The sequence below is a fragment of the Phyllobacterium myrsinacearum genome, assembly GCF_014138285.1.
Taxonomy (GTDB): Bacteria; Pseudomonadota; Alphaproteobacteria; order Rhizobiales; family Rhizobiaceae; genus Phyllobacterium; species Phyllobacterium myrsinacearum_A.
Genome location: NZ_JACGXN010000001.1, coordinates 707,601 through 724,439 on the forward strand (window position 1 = coordinate 707,601; position 16,839 = coordinate 724,439).

A 16,839-nucleotide genomic window follows, 5' to 3' on the forward strand; every position below is an offset into this window, starting at 1 on the left:
CCTCAGGCGAGAGCCGGCATGGTGGCAACGGGATTGCTGCCATGCTTTTTGAGAAAGGCGAGCAGCTTTTGCAGATCAAATATGCCGCCCATCACATAATCGCCAGCATGTATGCCGCCGGAAATATACAGCACATCTACGCCGAAGAGATCAGCGCCCTTCACGTCCGTCAGCATGCCGTCACCGATGGCCAGAACACGCGACAGATCAACCGGCTTACCGCGCACTGCTTCGGCAGCGGCGATTGCCGCTTCATAGATGGGGCGATGTGGCTTGCCCGCAATCAGCGTACGCCCGCCAAGCTGGCCGTAATCGCGCGCCAAAGCTCCCGCACACCAGATCAGCCGGTCACCGCGCTCGACGACGATATCGGGGTTGGCGCAGATGAAGGGCAGATTGCGCGAGCGAAAGCGCGTCAGCATATCCGCATAGTCTTCGGGACCTTCGGAATCATCGTCGAAGAAGCCGGTGCAGACCACCACATCCGCTTCACGCTCTTCGGTGAGCTCGATATCAAGCCCTTCATAAAGCGTCTCATCGCGCTCCGGACCGAGATGGAACACACGGCGCGGCGCATTGCGGATGAGTTCGCGCGTGACATCGCCCGATGTGACGATACGATCATAGGCAGTGTCCGGTACACCAAGCATCTTGATCTGCTGGGCGACGCCTGCGAAGGGCCGCGGCGCATTGGTGATCAGAATGACTGTCTGGCCCGATTCACGTGCGCGTTGAAGCGCAGCCGATGCGGCGGCGAAAGAATCAATCCCATTGTGCAGAACACCCCAGACGTCGCACAGAAGAACATCATAACGGTCCTTGAGCGCATCGAGACGCTGCAAATGTACCATGTCGGTCATGCCGATCCTTTCAGATTGCCGGAGCGTATAAGATGGCATCGCTTAGCCGATAGCGGCAATCGTGTCACCAATGATTTCGGTTTCCTACCGTTCGGCTCATTGGTGACCACACACTCCCAACAATCACGCTGCGGCTTTGACGTAACCTCGGCTTGCCAGGCGGTCTCCGCATTCGCCCAGCACATCGACCAACGTCTTGAGACGCTGCCCTTCCTCCGTCAGGCTGTACTCGACCCGCACCGGAACCTGCGGGAAAACCTTGCGGGTAATGTAACCCGCCTCTTCCAGAGCCCGCAGATCAAGCGTGAGCATACGCTGCGAAATCTTTGGCATATCCCTGCGCAGGTCGCTGAAGCGCTTCGTTCCCTCCAGCAGATAATAGACGAGCAGGATGCGCCAGCGGCCTCCCAGCACCAGCATTGCATTTTCCACCGGGCATTCGGAAACCAGATCTTTCATGGCACCCATCCTTGTTGAAACTTGGTATAAAATTTGTACCAGCATTACATTTTTGTGCCTTCTTTACAATAGTAACCGATATTGCCATCTTCCATTTCACCGCGGTTAGACATTCAAAAAAATAAGGAAATGAAAATGGAACCTGTATTGTTTTATGGCGTGCCGCACGGCTGCTCCTTCGGGTCAATCGTTGCGCTGGAATGGCTGGGCCAACCCTATCGCCTTGCCCGTATCGACATGCTGGCCAAATCAAAAAGCGATATTTATGGTCGCGTGAACAGCATGCACCAAACGCCGACGATGCTTCTGGAAAACGGCAAGAGCCTGAGCGAAAGCTTTGCCATTCTCCAGAACATTGCCGGCCGGGACCTTGAGAGGAAACTGGGTTTCGCTCAAGGGACCGAGAATCACGACAGGCTCAACCAGATGTTGGCCTATCTGCACACCAGTTTTCACTCGGCCTTCGCACCGGCATGGACCGCCTACAAGCTGAAAGAGGGCGATCCGGCCATACAAATGCTGCGTGATCTGGCGAGGGAAAAAGCCGCCTCAGGCTATGCTTATCTGCAATCACATTTGCAGGGACGGGATTGGCTGGTTGGTGACCACAGGACCATTGCCGACGCCTATATGATCGGCATTGCCCGCTGGGGCGAGGATCTCGGTCTCTTCGATCTCAAAAGCGAATATCCCGGTCTCCACAACTATCTGCAGAAGCTCGAAGCCGACAAAGGCGTCATCTTCGCCCATGCCATTGAAGACGGAAGCGACGCAGCGACGAGCGGCATGTTCCTTGGCCATGTGACACTGGACGAGGTCGGACAACGGCTCGCGGCCTGACATTATCTGCAACAGCAATCCACCGGCGAACAGCCGGTGGATTGGACGACTTCTCCCGATTGACATAAAACATATGAATATGTATTTATATGTTTGTATTTATCAACAGGATGAGCCGAAACCATGTCACAGTCGCATGAGGGTCATGACCACGCACCCAAGATAACCACGGACAATCAGCGCAAGGTGCTGATCGCCTTTCTCATCACCTTCACGTATATGGTCGTCGAGGTCATCGGCGGCCTGATGTCTGGCTCCCTGGCGCTCATCGCCGATGCGGGACATATGCTGACCGATGCAGGCGCTCTCGCCTTGTCCTATGCAGCATTTCGCTTCGGCCAGCGCGCGGCAGACCAAAGCCGCACCTACGGCTATCTGCGCTTTGAAGTGATCGCCGGACTGGTTAACGCGATTGCGCTCTTTGCCATCGTTGTCTGGATCGCCATAGAGGCTATCGACCGTTTCCGCACCCCGGGCGAAGTTCTCGCTGGCCCGATGTTTGTTGTCGCTATTGTCGGTCTGCTCATCAATATGCTGGTGTTCTGGATCCTGACGCGCGGCGACAAGGAACACGTGAACATCAAGGGCGCCGTCTTGCATGTCATGGGTGATCTGCTGGGCTCGGTTGGTGCCATCAGCGCAGCAATCATCATCTATTTCACCGGCTGGACGCCGATCGATCCAATCTTGTCCATTGTCGTTTCGATCCTCATCCTGCGCAGTGCCTGGGCCCTGTTGCGCAACTCGCTGCATATTCTGCTGGAAGGCGCACCTGATAACGCCAAGCCGGAAGAAATCCAGACCTACCTGATGGGAGCGGTTCAGGGACTGGCGGCCGTGCGGCATGTGCATGTCTGGCTGATCACGTCAGGCAAGGCGCTCGCTACACTGCATGTCCAGCCCGACGCCGATACCGATGCTCGACGGCTTGTGAAAGCCGTCGAGGCGGAACTGGCCAAGCACTTTGATATCCAGCACGCGACCATCGCCATCGACTGGCCGGATATGCCTGGCGATGAGTGTGCCATGGGAGACAATACCCATGGCCATGCGGACCACGGGCATAGCGATCACGACGAAGCAGAGGGGCATGCGGACCACGACCACAACCATACGGGGCACAAACACTGATGCGCCCGGCCATGCCGTCCGACTCCGACACCGCTACGCTGGCTGAAACGTTCAGGCTGCTCGGCGATCCGACCCGTCTGCGCATCCTGTTCTTTTGTCTGGAAGCGCCCCGATCCGTCGGCGATATCGCCGAGAGCCTTCAACTGTCGCAATCGCTTGTCAGTCACCATCTGCGATTGCTGCGTGGCGCCCGCCTTGTACGGGGCAACCGGCTTGCCAAGCAAATCTTCTACGAGCTTTCCGACAGGCACGTCAGCGGTATGCTTGCGGATATGGCCCATCATGTGAACGAGGAAAACTGAAGCCTCCTGACGCAAACTGTCAGGGTCGTCATATTCAGCGGGAAGGTTTTGCATTAACCTCGCGGTATTGTTCCTCCACAAGCACGTTTCACTCAATGCAATTCATCACACTGCTCCGCCGACGCTCGATTGGTTTGCTCTGGTCGGGTCTTGCCCTCTCCGCCATCGGCGATCAGCTCTACACGGTGGCGCTGAGCTGGATCGCCGTCGATATTTTTGGCCCGGCTGCCGGCTACATTGCTGCGATCAAATCGGCGATCATCCTTGCTGTGCTGTTTTTTGGCGGCGCCATGTCGGATGGCTGGGACCGGCGCCGCACGATGATCGTTGCGGACTTGTGCCGCTGCGCCGTCCTTGTACTCGTGGTCCTCGTCTGGATGATCGAGAGACAGCCCGATGCCTGGGTTCTGGCGCTTGCAGTTGCGGTTCTAGCTGCTGGCGAGGCCTTTTTCCTGCCTGCACTGCAGACAATTCTACCGCAGCTTGTCGTTAACGAACCGGGTTTGCTGGCGGGCACCAATGCGCTGCTCGATGCGACGAACCGGCTGGCCCGGCTGCTTGGCCCTGGTCTGATCGCGCTGGCAGGTGCGATCATCGCGCCTATTCACTTCTTCACTGCCAATGCTTTGAGTTTTCTGCTTTCAGCTGCAGCGATCATGGGACTGCCGCCGTCATCGACACCAGCCAGGTCATCGGCGGCCCAGCAACCCAAACACCCCTTTGCCAGCCTGTTGCACGGTTATCGCACCATGCACACACAGCCATTGCTGGGTTTCCTGCTCGACAGCAATGCATTCATTGGCGGCGCCTGGTACGTGGCGTTCTTTCTTGCCGTTCCCCTGATCATTTCCAGTCAGTTCGATGCATCGCTGACCACCGGGTTCGGACTCTACGGTCTGGTGATTGCGGCATTCGGTGTAAGCAACCTGATCGCCAACCTGATTGTCGGCAATCGCCCCATGCCTGAGCATCCCGCACGGATGATCCTGCTTGGCGTATGTGCAACAGGAACAGGCATCCTGTTGATGGCCCTGGCTGTCCTTGTGCCCATGCGTCCTCACTGGCAACTCGGCGCCTTTGTTCTCGCTTCAGGGTTGTCAGGGTTTGGAGGACCCTTCAAAGATGTTGCCTTTGCCACGTTGCGCCAGACCCTGCTGCCGGCAGCCGACATCGCACCGGCAACGCGCACCTATATCGTGACCACCCATGCCGGCATGCTTTTCGGCATGCTCGTTGCACCGATGATGAGCCGTAGTGTCAGTCCGAGTGACCTGCTTCTCATCTGCGGTGGTATCTATCTCGCAGTGGCCGTCATCGGATGGCTGCGTTTCTCGCGCTAAAGCGTCGGCGGGCAAAGCACGGATGCCTTCCCGCCCCGCTGTTTTAAAAGCCCGAAAGAACAACCTTGCCGCGGGCGCGTCCGCTTTCGATAAGCGCATGGGCTTTCTTCAGATTGGCCGCGGAGATCGTGCCGAGATCATCGGCGAGTGTCGTACGCAGCGTCCCGGCATCCACCAGTTCCGACACCTTGTTGAGCAGCTTGGTCTGCTCCTCAACATCAACAGTATCATAGCGCGAACGGGTGAACATCACTTCCCAGTGGATGGAAATGCTTTTCCATTTGAAGGGCATGATGTCGTAGGTTGCGGGGTCGTCAATCAGACCGAACCGGCCCTGCGGCGCAATCAATGCAGCAATCTCCGTGCGATGCGTGTCCGAATTCGTCGTTGAAAACACGAAGGCGGGCGCACCGATACCGAGTGCTTCCACCTGCGCCGCAAGCGGCTGCGAATGATCGATGACATGGTGTGCACCCAGTTCTTCAACCCATTTGCGGGTTTCCGGGCGCGAGGCTGTGGCGATCACCGTCAGGTTGGTCAGTTTCCGTGCAAGCTGAACCGCAATCGAACCAACGCCGCCAGCGCCGCCGATAATCAGAATGGCATTGGTTGCGCCCGGAACCGGAGTACCGATATCGAGCCGGTGAAACAGCATTTCCCATGCGGTGATCGACGTCAGCGGCAAGGCGGCCGCAGCGCTGAAATCGAGGGATTTCGGCTTCTTTCCGACGATACGTTCGTCAATCAGATGGAACTCGGCATTCGTGCCGGACCGATCGACAGCGCCGGCATAGAATACTTCATCCCCCACTTTGAAGTTGCGGACATCCGGCCCCGCAGCCATGACAACACCAGCGGCATCCCAACCGAGTACCTTGGGCTGGCCTGCTTCAGGTTTCACACCTGCACGGATTTTCGTATCGACGGGGTTGACCGATATGGCTTTCACTTCGACCAGAAGATCCCGCCCCTTTGCCTCGGGCTTGGGCAGGTCGATATCGACAAGTGATGTTTCTGCAGTGATTGGCTGCGGTTCATAGTAGGCAACGGCACGCATAGGCGTTCTCCAGATAAGTTGACGTTGCTCAAATGCGCGCTATGTTCAAAGACTGCAAGAATGCACATAAATTGCATATAGTGTCATAAAGGATACCGTGATGCCGCGTGTACGCCATACGAATTTCGATTGTGCGCCGGGTTGCCCCGTGGAGGGAACACTGAATCTGATCGGCGGCAAATGGAAGGGTATGATCCTTTTCCACCTGATGTCCGGCACGTTGCGTTTCAATGAAATCCGGCGTCACCTCAACAGCGTTACCCAGCGCATGCTGACCAATCAGTTGCGCGAGCTCGAAGCCGATGGTTTCATCACGCGCAAGGTCTATGCGCAGGTGCCACCCAAGGTAGAGTATTCACTGACGGAACACGGCCGCAGCCTCGAGCCGATCATCTCTGCCCTGAAAGCCTGGGGTGACACACACCTGCGTTCTGAAGGTGCAAAGGCCGAAACGGCGGGGCGTCAGGCAGCATAATCGCAGACGCGTCATTATTGGTTCACAATTTTATGGAATCAATTTCTCACCGGTCTAATGGCCGAGCGTACTGGGTTTTTCGTCATTTTTCCAAAAAATTTGACAGACCTCTCCCTTGACTCTTCCACAGCCTCCTACTATCTCCGAGCCCAGTTAGCACTCATCACTGGTGAGTGCTAATAACGCGGACGTTCACTCGTTTGCTTCACCGTTTTGACACCAACATCAAGGGTTCTAACCATGGCCAAGACCAAGTTCCGCCCGCTTCACGATCGCGTCGTTGTACGTCGCATCGAATCGGAAGCAAAGACTGCAGGCGGCATCATCATTCCGGATACTGCCAAGGAAAAGCCACAGGAAGGCGAAATCGTCTCCGTAGGTACTGGCGCTCGTGACGAAGCCGGCAAGCTCGTCCCACTCGATGTCAAGGCAGGCGATCATATCCTGTTCGGCAAGTGGTCCGGCACGGAAGTCAAGATCGGCGGCGAAGACCTGCTGATCATGAAAGAGTCCGACATTCTGGGCATCCTCGGCTAATCAGCCGGTTTTTCCCTTAATCAACAAATTTCGATCAAACCGGGTTCAATCCCAGGAGAGATAAAATGGCTGCCAAAGAAGTAAAATTCGGCCGCGACGCGCGTGAGCGCATGCTGCGCGGTGTCAATATCCTTGCTGACGCTGTCAAGGTAACGCTCGGCCCGAAAGGCCGCAACGTTGTTATCGACAAGTCCTTCGGCGCTCCGCGCATCACCAAGGACGGCGTAACTGTTGCCAAGGAAATCGAACTTGAAGACAAGTTCGAAAACATGGGCGCACAGATGGTTCGTGAAGTCGCTTCGAAGACGAACGACATTGCCGGCGACGGTACCACGACCGCTACTGTTCTGGCCCAGGCTATCGTTCAGGAAGGCGGCAAGGCTGTTGCTGCCGGCATGAACCCGATGGACCTGAAGCGCGGCATCGATCTTGCTGTTGCAGAAGTCGTCAAGCAGCTCGGCAAGAGCGCCAAGAAGATCAAGACTTCCGAAGAAGTTGCGCAGGTTGGCACGATCTCTGCCAATGGCGAAACTGAAATTGGTGAAATGATTGCCAAGGCAATGCAGAAGGTCGGCAACGAGGGTGTTATCACCGTTGAAGAAGCCAAGACCGCTGACACCGAGCTCGAAGTTGTCGAAGGCATGCAGTTCGACCGCGGCTACCTCAGCCCATACTTCGTCACCAACCCTGAAAAGATGGTTGCTGACCTCGAAGACGCCTACATCCTTCTCCACGAGAAGAAGCTCTCGAACCTCCAGGCTCTTCTGCCGGTTCTCGAAGCTGTCGTTCAGACCTCCAAGCCACTCGTCATCATCTCTGAAGACGTCGAAGGCGAAGCTCTTGCTACGCTCGTCGTCAACAAGCTGCGTGGCGGCCTGAAGATTGCTGCTGTCAAGGCTCCTGGCTTCGGCGATCGCCGCAAGGCAATGCTGGAAGACATCGCGATCCTCACCGGTGGTCAGGTAATTTCCGAAGATCTCGGCATCAAGCTCGAAAGCGTTACGCTGGACATGCTCGGCCGCGCCAAGAAGGTGTCGATCACCAAGGAAAACACCACGATCGTTGACGGTCATGGCAAGAAGGGCGAAATCAACGCCCGCGTCGGCCAGATCAAGCAGCAGATCGAAGAAACCACTTCCGACTACGACCGTGAGAAGCTGCAGGAACGTCTTGCCAAGCTCGCTGGCGGTGTTGCCGTTATCCGCGTTGGCGGTGCAACGGAAGTTGAAGTGAAGGAAAAGAAGGACCGCGTCGACGACGCTCTCAACGCAACTCGTGCTGCTGTTGAAGAAGGTATCGTTCCTGGCGGTGGTGTTGCTCTTCTGCGTGCTTCGGCTGGCCTTACCCTCAAGGGTGCGAACGCTGACCAGGACGCAGGCATCAATATCGTTCGTCGTGCTCTGCAGGCTCCGGCTCGCCAGATCGCAACAAACGCAGGTGATGAAGCTTCCATCGTTGTTGGCAAGATCCTTGAGAACAAGAAGGATACCTACGGCTACAATGCAGCCAATGGCGAATATGGCGATCTGATTGCTCTCGGCATTGTCGATCCGGTCAAGGTTGTTCGTACAGCCCTGCAGGATGCTGCATCGGTTGCCGGCCTTCTCGTCACCACCGAAGCCATGATCACCGAAGCTCCGAAGAAGGACAACGGTGCGGCTCCCCAGATGCCAGGCGGCGGAATGGGCGGTATGGGCGGTATGGACTTCTAATCAGTCCAAACCAATCACATACGGAAAAGGCGGGCTTTGGCCCGCCTTTTTTGTTGCCCGTTTGGCAACCGATTACTTACTACAGGGTCTGTACGCCGTCCGGATAAAGCGTTCCGCCTGCTATTCAGCCGCGTGCGCGAAAGTTGTGACGATCTCAGCGACGCCGGCGGCACTGTCGAACCGGGCCCGGGCATTGGCGATACGATGTTCATTCTGAATGGCAAAATCGGCAAGCCCGCGAACCGGAACCAGCAGTTCTCGGCCCAAATCGGTCAACTCGTAGTCGACACGCGGCGGAATGGTCGGATAAACTGTCCGGGTGACGAAACCGTCACGCTCAAGACCGCGCAGGGTGCTGGTAAGCATCTTCTGCGAAATCCCGTTGATGGTTCGCTTCAGCTCGTTAAAGCGCATTGAACCATTACCCAGATAGTTGATAACCAGTACGGTCCATTTGTCCCCGACACGGGCCAGAATGTGATTCACCGCCGTGCAGGCAGAGGTTACTTGAAAGTGCTTCGGTTTCAAAAAAGTGCCTCCTTGCGGGTATTTTCAACAGTCACTTATATAGCGCCAGTAACCAATAGTTACCATAGCAAAAACCTGAGGAATTCTGAATATGACGAAACTGAAAATCGGCATCATTGTTGGCAGCACGCGCATTGGTCGTTTTGCCGAGTTCCCGGCGAAATGGATCGCCGAAGTAGCTGGTCAACGCGACGATGTGGAGGTCGAAATCCTTGATCTCATCGATTATCCGATGGCGTTTTTTGGTGAAGAGCGCGCCACGACGGAGCAGTCGGAGACTGCCGAGCGCTGGAAGAAGAAGCTGCGCGAATTCGACGCCTATGTCTTCACCGTCGCCGAGTACAACCATGGCCCGACGGCCGTTGTAAAAAATGCCATCGATCTTGGTGATTTCATCCACAAGCCGGTTGGTTTCGTCGGTTACGGCGGCGTCGGCGGTGCGCGTGCCATCGAACATCTCCGCGTGATTTTCGTCGAGATGAGCGCCGCGTCGGTCAAGACAGGCATTCATATCTCGTTCCCGGAATATCTGACTGTGGTCAAAGGCGAAAAGAAGCTCAGCGACTATGGCCATCTGAACGAAGCAGCCACCAACCAGCTGGATCAGCTTGTCTGGTGGGGCAAGGCGCTAAAGGCAGCCCGTTCCGCATAAATCTTGAGGGGTGGCCGTTCGTCGGCCGCCCCTTTTTGCCTGTCCAGACACATTGATTCGGGAGAACCAACATGACCGGGAAGCTTACCCTTATCAGCCATCTCCTTTGCCCCTACGTGCAGCGTGCGGCGATTGCGCTCGCGGAAAAAGGCGTTGCGTTCGAGAAGGTCTATATCGATCTTAATGCCAAGCCTGAATGGTTCCTGAAGATTTCGCCGCTCGGCAAGGTCCCGCTTCTGAAAGTGGAAGAGGACGACGGCACCGAAGCTATATTGTTCGAAAGCTCGGTCATTGCCGAATATATCGAAGAGACCGAAGGTGAACCGCGTCTGCATCCGGACAATGCCCTCGACCGGGCCCGCCATCGCGGCTGGATGGAATATGGTTCGACTATCCTTTCAGATATCTGGTCGCTCGAAACCACCAAGGACGCCGACCTGTTTGACGAGAAGCTCACTGTACTCAAAGGCAAGTTCGGCCGCATCGAAGATGTTCTCGGCAACGGCCCATTCTTTTCCGGAGCCCAGTTCAGCCTTGTCGACGCGGTGTTCGCGCCGGTGTTCCGCTACTTCGATACATTTGATAAACTTTCGGAGCATGGCGTGTTTGCCGATTATCCGAAGGTCCGCGCATGGCGTCAGGCTCTATCGGATCGTCCTAGCGTCAAGGCAGCTGTCACCCCGGAATATCCGCAACTGCTGCGCCAGTTCATGGAGCGATACGACGCGCACATGCTGAAACTCGCCGCCTGAGACCACCAGAGCTTATTTGTCTGACCAGACTGCAAGTTCGTAACCATCCGGATCGGTGAAATGAAAACGACGGCCGCCCGGGAAATCAAAAATGGGATTTACGATTTTCCCGCCGGCTGTCTCAATGCGCTTCTGTGTATCGACGAGATCATCAGCAAAGAGAATGATCAGTGGACCACCGGCTTTTACTTCGCCGCCCGCCGCAAAACCGCCGGTGAGATTGCCGTCGGAAAATTCGCAATAATCAGGCCCATAGTCCTTGAAGGACCAGCCAAAAGCGTCGCCATAGAACGCGCGCATGCGAGCGATATCGCTGACGTTGAACTCGATATAATCAATCCGCTTGTCCCTGCCCTGGGCCATCATTTGTCCTTACGTATCCTGTGTTTCTAAAACAGCCTTCAAGGCTGTCAAATCCCGTAAAACCCACGCCGCATCTTCAGCAAACTTGCCGTCGTTCATATCGGGCATGCGGAACAGCGTGAAACTGACTTCACAACCATCATTGTTCGGTATTACCCGCATGGGCGCATAAACCTCATCGCCTGTTTCCGTCACAACCCAATGATCAAGAACGCCATAATCATTCAAAGGGGCGAAGCGGATGCGCAGTTTTCCTGTTGGCCCGTCGGCGAGCCACTCCTCGCCAAGTTTTTGCAGGCCGGATGCAAGCCCCGACGCCCATTTGGGTACATTTTCCGGATTGGAAGCGAAGTCATAGACCGCCTGCCAATCGCGTTCGATGGACACCTGCAATGTTCGTGCGTTGCGCGTTGCCATGGCCTGCCCTCCCGATATCAGCCTGTTTACGTTTTATCCTGCAAGCGACCATAGAGTATCCACACAACCAGCGGCAACGACTCACGATACTGGCCAGAACAATTGGCAGGAACGCGTGTCTCTTTGGGTGAAAGCATAGGGAACCCTGCGGAAATTTTCGTTTGCACCAAACGCTGTATAATCGATTTTATCCCATTGTCGGGCGATTTCCAGAGCAACATTCTCTTCTCAAACCTTGCCTCGCACGGAGGTTAGCAGTAGTTCTTCCGGCAACTTCCAACAGGATAGAAAGCACGATGAGCAATACCCGCACCGAGACAGATACTTTTGGTCCCATCGAAGTCGCCGCGGACAAATACTGGGGCGCGCAAACCGAGCGCTCGCTGCACAATTTCAAGATCGGTGGCGAAAGAATGCCGATCCCGCTCGTCCGTGCCCTTGGCATCGTCAAGCGCGCCGCCGCCGAAACCAACATGGCACTCGGCAAGCTCGACGAAGTGACTGGCCGCGCCATTACCGTCGCAGCGGAAGAAGTCATTGAAGGCAAGCTGGACGATCATTTTCCGCTTGTTGTCTGGCAGACCGGTTCCGGCACCCAGTCAAACATGAATGCCAATGAAGTGATCTCCAACCGCGCCATCGAAATGCTCGGCGGTGAAAAGGGTTCGAAAAAGCCGGTTCATCCGAACGATCACGTCAATATGAGCCAGTCATCGAACGATACGTTCCCGACCGCCATCCATATCGCGGCCGCCGTTGAGGCAACAAAGCGGCTCTACCCTGCCCTTGACCATCTGACCGCGGCTTTGGCGAAGAAGGAAAAGGCATTTGCCGACATCATCAAGATCGGCCGCACGCACACGCAGGACGCAACGCCGGTCACGCTCGGTCAGGAATTCTCCGGCTATCGCGCCGCACTGGAATATGCCCGCAAGCGCATCGAACAGAGCCTTGCCGACGTGTTCCTGCTGGCGCAGGGCGGCACCGCCGTCGGCACCGGTCTGAATGCACCCGTTGGGTTCGATACCGGCTTTGCGGAAGCCGTGTCGGATATTACCGGTCTCAGCTTCAAGACGGCACCGAACAAGTTCGAAGCGCTTGCCAGCCACGGCGCGCTTGCCAACTTCCATGGCAGCCTGAACGCCCTTGCCACGGACCTCTTCAAGATCGGCAATGACATCCGCTTCCTCGGTTCAGGGCCCCGTTCGGGTCTTGGCGAGCTGAAGCTGCCGGAAAATGAGCCGGGCTCGTCGATCATGCCGGGCAAGGTCAATCCAACTCAGGCGGAAGCACTGACGATGGTTGCAGCACAGGTGTTCGGCAACCAGACGACAGTCACGGTCGCGGCCAGCCAGGGCCATTTCGAACTCAACGTGTTCAAGCCGGTCATCGCCCTCAACGTCTTGCAGTCGATCCGGCTGCTTGCAGACTCGATGGTGTCCTTTGCCGACAATTGCGTCGAAGGTATCGAAGCGGACGAAGTGCGCATCAAGGATCTGCTCGAGCGTTCACTGATGCTGGTGACGGCCCTTGCGCCCGCCATCGGCTACGACAATGCGGCTAAAATTGCCAAGACCGCCCACAAGAATGGCACGACCTTGCGCGAAGAAGCCTTGGCCAGCGGGCACGTGTCTGCCGAGGATTATGACCGCCTCGTTCGCCCCGAACGCATGATTGCACCGGAATGAGAAGAGAAAATCATTTCATTGTGAACAATGTGTCGAGAAAATAGTGGCTTTGTTTGACAATCGATTTTAGTTATCGATTGTCACGACAAACTCCGGAGAACGACCATGTCAGACAACGCACTTGCCACCTCAACCACGTCCAGCAATGCCATCGTCACGCTGATCAGCCGCATTCTGCTGACCCTTCTGTTCATCCCGGCGGGATATGGCAAGCTGACCAACCTTGCAGGTACGGCTGAATATTTCGCAGCCAAGAGCCTGCCGCTGCCAACTGTAACAGCTGTTATCGTCGGTCTCGTTGAACTTGTGGGCGGCCTTGCCGTTCTCTTTGGCTTCAAGACACGCTACGCAGCCATTCTTCTAGGCCTCTTCACGCTCGGAGCCGCCTATGTTGGTCACTGGGCACCTTTCGAAGGAACACAGTTTTTCAAGAACCTGGCTATTGCCGGCGGTTTCTTCGTTCTGGCCCAGTATGGTGCGGGTTCGCTTTCGGTTGATGCCAAGCTTCGCTAAAATTGATCCAGGTTTCAGAAAAAAGGCCGCTCACAGCGGCCTTTTTTATTTTCATAATCTCTCGGTCAGTTTGAAGCCTTGGCTTCACTCACCAGAACGGGCTTATCCCGGTAGTCCTGCGGGAAGAACTTGCTGAGACCCTCGATCTTCGGCAAATCATAATAGGCGATATAGGGCTGCGAGGGATGCAGCGTGGCATAGTCCTGATGATAACCCTCGGCAGGGTAGAATTTATCCAGCGTCGAAACCTTGGTGACGATCGGCTTCGAATAGGTCTTCGCCTTGTCGAGTTGTGCAATATAGGCGTTGGCAATCCTGGCCTGATCCTCATTCGTGGTGAAAATCGCCGAGCGATATTGCGTTCCGGAATCCGGGCCCTGCCGGTTCAATTCTGTGGGATTATGCACCACCGAGAAATAGACCTGCAAAATTTTGCCGAGGCTGACCACCTTGGGATCGAAGGTCACTTCGACGGATTCCGCGTGGCCGGTATTGCCGGAACTGACAATCTCATAGCTCGCGGTTTCTTTCTTGCCGCCGGAATAGCCCGATACGGCATTGGTGACACCCTTCAGGTGCTGGTAGACACCCTGCACGCCCCAGAAGCACCCGCCGGCGAGCACGATGGTTTCCGTCCTGGCGCTCGCCGTTTGGTCCATGCTAGCGGGCGGAACCATGGTGATGCTTTCGGCAAAGGCAGCAGCCGGTGTCAGGAACAGGCATGAAGCGAGCAGAATTTGACGCAGTTTCATAATGATAATCCTTTCACTATCATCAGGCAGCGGCTGGTTTGAAGGTCATGGCAATGCCGTTCATGCAGTAGCGAAGGCCCGTCGGCTTCGGGCCGTCATCGAAGACGTGACCGAGGTGGCCTCCACAGCGATGGCAACTGACGGCGGTCCGGGTCATGCCGAAGGAACTATCCGACACTTCCGTCACAGCGCCCTTGATCGGTGCCCAAAAACTGGGCCAGCCCGTGCCACTGTCAAATTTGGTATCGGAGTCGAAAAGCGGCAGGTCACAGCCGGCACAGGCAAACGTTCCCTTGCGCTTTTCGTGGTTGAGCGGGCTGGTGAACGGACGTTCTGTGCCTTCGTGGCGCAGGACATCATATTGGTCTGAGGTGAGCAGCTTCTTCCATTCGGCGTCCGTATGCTCGACTTCAAACGTACCTGCAGCATAGGCTTTGGGTTGCGTGGAAAAGCGCGCTGCAATCAGCGCTCCAAGTCCCAGAACAGCTCCGCCAAAAAGTGATCGGCGTGTCATCATGACATAGTCTCCCTGAACAGGATGACCGAAACATACCAGTCATCTGCAAGGGAATACGTATGGGAAGGAATAAAAGTTACAAATCCTGCCCGATATCACGGATAGTTGATGCTCTATCCGTGAGCCATTGCCGCCTGTATACGTTGCGCAAGGGCCGCAACCCCTGCGGGATCGGCGCTGCGGCGTGAAGAAACCAGACATGCCTCGGATTTGAGGATGATGCCGTCTTCCAGTACCTTCAAATGATTGGCCTGCAGGGTGGAACCGGTCGAGGTGATATCGACGATGATATCGGCGGATCCTGATGCCGGAGCGCCCTCGGTGGCGCCAAGGCTTTCGACAATGCGATAAACCTGAATGCCGTGCATCTGCGAGAAAAACTGCTGGGTCAGACGCCAGTATTTGGTGGCGATCCGCAAACGCCTGCCATGACGCTGGCGATACTCGGCAGCCACGTCATCAAGGTCCGCCATGGTCGACACGTCGTACCAGACCTCAGGCACTGCGACGACCACATCCGCATGGCCAAAACCAAGCCGCGCTTCGATCTGCACACGCTCATCAGCCGCCGACAGGGTTTCGCGGATCAAGTCTTCACCCGTCACACCAAGATCAACACTGCCATAGCCAAGCTCGCGGGCAATCTCGGAGGCCGACAGGAACAGGATATCGATCTTGCTGTCACCCTCGACCTGCGCACGGTAATTGCGCTGATCCTTGGGCAGGATGACCTTCAGTCCGGCCTTTTCAAGCACTTCAAGTGCCTGTTCCTTGAGGCGGCCTTTGGAGGGAAGCGCAAGGGTAATGGTCATCGCGCATCTCCGGCAATTTTCTCCAGCCGGTCCAGCCAGATCGAAAAACCGACGCCAGGAATGGAATCGACCGCGCCAAGCATGGTCAGCAGCCGGTCATAACGCCCGCCGCCGACAATGGCGCCGAGATCGGGATTGGCGAGCGCACGGGTTTCATAGACAAGACCGGTGTAATAATCGAGCGGACGGCCAAAGGCCGCATCGTAGACAATGTTTTCCTGCTCGATCCCCGCTTCGCGCACGGCGACAACACGAGCCTCGAACTGATCGAGTGCCGGACCGAGATCAAATTCATTGGCCCGCGAGAAATTGCGCAGGTGCGTCGAAGCCGTCTGCAACGGCACCCGGATCGCAAGGAATGTCTCAAGTGCAGCGAAAGCCTGCGCCGGTAGCTTGACCGATGCCAGATTGGCCTTTTCGATCAGGCGGCGCGCGATCTCATGCGGACTGCGCCCGGCACCGGGTGACAAACCCGCCACCTGCATGTCCTCTTCCAGCGCGGCGGCCAATCCGGCCTCATCACTGTCCGCTACCAGCGCAGTGAGGCGGTCGGGCAGAAAACCGTTCTTCTGACTGGACGAAAGATCGGCAAGCAGGCTTTTCAGTTGCCCCGGATTGCCAAAGGCGCGCGCCAGCTTTTTCTGCCAGCCGCGCGGCAGACCCAGCGCCGCCAGAACAGCTTCAAAAATCGCCTGATCGCCGAGCAGTGTTTCAAGTTCGGCTTTCGGCGCGACCAGTCGGATCGAGGCAATGGCATCCGCCAGCGAACGGGCATCGGCGCGGGCGCGGTTGGCATCGCCCAGATCTTCTATTCCGGCCTGAAAGAATTCATTGCCGCCCTCACGCCGCTGGCGGAAGACTTCGCCCAGATAGGCATAACGCTTGGGCGTGGCGGCATTGAGCTCGATATGGTTTCGGCAGACCGGAATAGTGAATTCCGGGCGCAGGCACAGGCTCTGGCCGTTCTCGTTCTCCGTGAGGAAAATGCGGCGGCGCAAATCCTCGCCCGCCATATCCAGAAACTGGTCGGCTGGTTGAATGACCGGAATATCCACGAGCTCCGCATCCCGCGCGGAAATCAGCGCGGCAAGGTCACTGGCAAAGGCAGGAGCACGGGAACCGGTCATATCGG

Annotated in this window: 21 protein-coding genes; 11 read left to right on the forward strand and 10 right to left on the reverse strand. The window is 56.4% G+C overall.

What is annotated here, in order from left to right; genetic code table 11:
* Nucleotides 1-2 precede the first annotated feature (2 nt).
* Both FHW16_RS03550 and FHW16_RS03555 read right to left on the reverse strand, forming a co-directional pair.
* Nucleotides 3-851, reverse strand: coding sequence for a TIGR01459 family HAD-type hydrolase (locus FHW16_RS03550; protein WP_182548905.1), 849 nt, complete (start codon nt 849-851; stop codon nt 3-5).
* A gap of 132 nt (nt 852-983) precedes the next feature.
* A complete protein-coding gene (locus FHW16_RS03555) occupies nt 984-1,319 on the reverse strand; it encodes a winged helix-turn-helix transcriptional regulator (RefSeq protein ID WP_182547764.1) in 336 nt (111 codons plus the stop codon).
* 135 nt (nt 1,320-1,454) lie between these two features.
* Here FHW16_RS03555 and FHW16_RS03560 point away from each other — a divergent pair, with 135 nt between their 5' ends.
* From FHW16_RS03560 to FHW16_RS03575, 4 genes are all read left to right on the forward strand, one after another.
* Entirely contained in the window at nt 1,455-2,159 is a 705-nt protein-coding gene (locus tag FHW16_RS03560; RefSeq protein WP_182547765.1) for a glutathione S-transferase family protein, read from the forward strand.
* 123 nt (nt 2,160-2,282) lie between these two features.
* Nucleotides 2,283-3,290, forward strand: coding sequence for a cation diffusion facilitator family transporter (locus FHW16_RS03565; protein ID WP_182547766.1), 1,008 nt, complete (start codon nt 2,283-2,285; stop codon nt 3,288-3,290).
* Nucleotides 3,291-3,301: 11 nt separating this feature from the next.
* Complete coding sequence (locus FHW16_RS03570) at nt 3,302-3,592, forward strand: ArsR/SmtB family transcription factor (protein ID WP_432651986.1); 291 nt, start codon at nt 3,302-3,304, stop codon at nt 3,590-3,592.
* A gap of 95 nt (nt 3,593-3,687) precedes the next feature.
* Nucleotides 3,688-4,932 carry an MFS transporter gene (locus tag FHW16_RS03575; RefSeq protein WP_182547768.1) on the forward strand — a complete coding sequence of 415 codons (1,245 nt, stop codon included), beginning with the start codon at nt 3,688-3,690 and terminating at the stop codon, nt 4,930-4,932.
* Between the two features lie 43 nt (nt 4,933-4,975).
* On the opposite strand, the gene FHW16_RS03580 is transcribed toward FHW16_RS03575, so the two are convergent.
* On the reverse strand, nt 4,976-5,989 hold the full coding sequence (locus FHW16_RS03580; protein WP_182547769.1) for a zinc-binding alcohol dehydrogenase family protein: 1,014 nt from the start codon (nt 5,987-5,989) through the stop codon (nt 4,976-4,978).
* Between the two features lie 100 nt (nt 5,990-6,089).
* Between FHW16_RS03580 and FHW16_RS03585 the strand changes: the two genes are divergently transcribed.
* From FHW16_RS03585 to groL, 3 genes are all read left to right on the forward strand, one after another.
* Complete coding sequence (locus FHW16_RS03585; protein WP_182547770.1) at nt 6,090-6,464, forward strand: winged helix-turn-helix transcriptional regulator; 375 nt, start codon at nt 6,090-6,092, stop codon at nt 6,462-6,464.
* A gap of 240 nt (nt 6,465-6,704) precedes the next feature.
* Entirely contained in the window at nt 6,705-7,001 is a 297-nt protein-coding gene (gene groES, locus FHW16_RS03590) for a co-chaperone GroES (RefSeq protein WP_182547771.1), read from the forward strand.
* A gap of 65 nt (nt 7,002-7,066) precedes the next feature.
* Nucleotides 7,067-8,713, forward strand: coding sequence for a chaperonin GroEL (gene groL / locus FHW16_RS03595; protein WP_182547772.1), 1,647 nt, complete (start codon nt 7,067-7,069; stop codon nt 8,711-8,713).
* A gap of 120 nt (nt 8,714-8,833) precedes the next feature.
* Here the strand turns inward: groL and FHW16_RS03600 are convergent, their stop codons facing one another.
* Complete coding sequence (locus tag FHW16_RS03600) at nt 8,834-9,241, reverse strand: winged helix-turn-helix transcriptional regulator (protein ID WP_182547773.1); 408 nt, start codon at nt 9,239-9,241, stop codon at nt 8,834-8,836.
* A 91-nt stretch (nt 9,242-9,332) separates the two neighbouring features.
* On the opposite strand from FHW16_RS03600, the gene FHW16_RS03605 reads away from it, so the two are divergent.
* Together FHW16_RS03605 and FHW16_RS03610 are read left to right on the forward strand one after the other, a co-directional pair.
* Complete coding sequence (locus FHW16_RS03605; RefSeq protein WP_182547774.1) at nt 9,333-9,893, forward strand: NADPH-dependent FMN reductase; 561 nt, start codon at nt 9,333-9,335, stop codon at nt 9,891-9,893.
* A gap of 71 nt (nt 9,894-9,964) precedes the next feature.
* A complete protein-coding gene (locus FHW16_RS03610) occupies nt 9,965-10,645 on the forward strand; it encodes a glutathione S-transferase family protein (RefSeq protein WP_182547775.1) in 681 nt (226 codons plus the stop codon).
* 12 nt (nt 10,646-10,657) lie between these two features.
* On the opposite strand, the gene FHW16_RS03615 is transcribed toward FHW16_RS03610, so the two are convergent.
* Together FHW16_RS03615 and FHW16_RS03620 are read right to left on the reverse strand one after the other, a co-directional pair.
* Complete coding sequence (locus FHW16_RS03615; protein ID WP_182547776.1) at nt 10,658-11,011, reverse strand: VOC family protein; 354 nt, start codon at nt 11,009-11,011, stop codon at nt 10,658-10,660.
* Between the two features lie 6 nt (nt 11,012-11,017).
* The gene (locus FHW16_RS03620; protein WP_182547777.1) at nt 11,018-11,425 is read right to left on the reverse strand and encodes an SRPBCC family protein; all 408 of its coding nucleotides are present in this window, start codon (nt 11,423-11,425) and stop codon (nt 11,018-11,020) included.
* A 296-nt stretch (nt 11,426-11,721) separates the two neighbouring features.
* On the opposite strand from FHW16_RS03620, the gene fumC reads away from it, so the two are divergent.
* The gene (gene fumC / locus FHW16_RS03625; RefSeq protein WP_182547778.1) at nt 11,722-13,113 is read left to right on the forward strand and encodes a class II fumarate hydratase; all 1,392 of its coding nucleotides are present in this window, start codon (nt 11,722-11,724) and stop codon (nt 13,111-13,113) included.
* A gap of 105 nt (nt 13,114-13,218) precedes the next feature.
* Nucleotides 13,219-13,626, forward strand: coding sequence for a DoxX family protein (locus FHW16_RS03630; RefSeq protein WP_182547779.1), 408 nt, complete (start codon nt 13,219-13,221; stop codon nt 13,624-13,626).
* 65 nt (nt 13,627-13,691) lie between these two features.
* Here FHW16_RS03630 and msrA read toward each other — a convergent pair whose 3' ends face one another.
* From msrA to FHW16_RS03650, 4 genes are all read right to left on the reverse strand, one after another.
* Nucleotides 13,692-14,378, reverse strand: a complete 687-nt coding sequence (gene msrA, locus FHW16_RS03635) for a peptide-methionine (S)-S-oxide reductase MsrA (protein ID WP_182547780.1) — start codon at nt 14,376-14,378, stop codon at nt 13,692-13,694.
* 22 nt (nt 14,379-14,400) lie between these two features.
* Nucleotides 14,401-14,895, reverse strand: coding sequence for a peptide-methionine (R)-S-oxide reductase MsrB (gene msrB / locus FHW16_RS03640; RefSeq protein WP_182547781.1), 495 nt, complete (start codon nt 14,893-14,895; stop codon nt 14,401-14,403).
* Nucleotides 14,896-15,008: 113 nt separating this feature from the next.
* The gene (hisG, locus tag FHW16_RS03645; protein ID WP_182547782.1) at nt 15,009-15,707 is read right to left on the reverse strand and encodes an ATP phosphoribosyltransferase; all 699 of its coding nucleotides are present in this window, start codon (nt 15,705-15,707) and stop codon (nt 15,009-15,011) included.
* Entirely contained in the window at nt 15,704-16,834 is a 1,131-nt protein-coding gene (locus tag FHW16_RS03650; protein WP_182547783.1) for an ATP phosphoribosyltransferase regulatory subunit, read from the reverse strand. The genes hisG and FHW16_RS03650 overlap by 4 nt, the downstream gene beginning before the upstream one ends.
* Between the last annotated feature and the right edge of the window lie 5 nt (nt 16,835-16,839).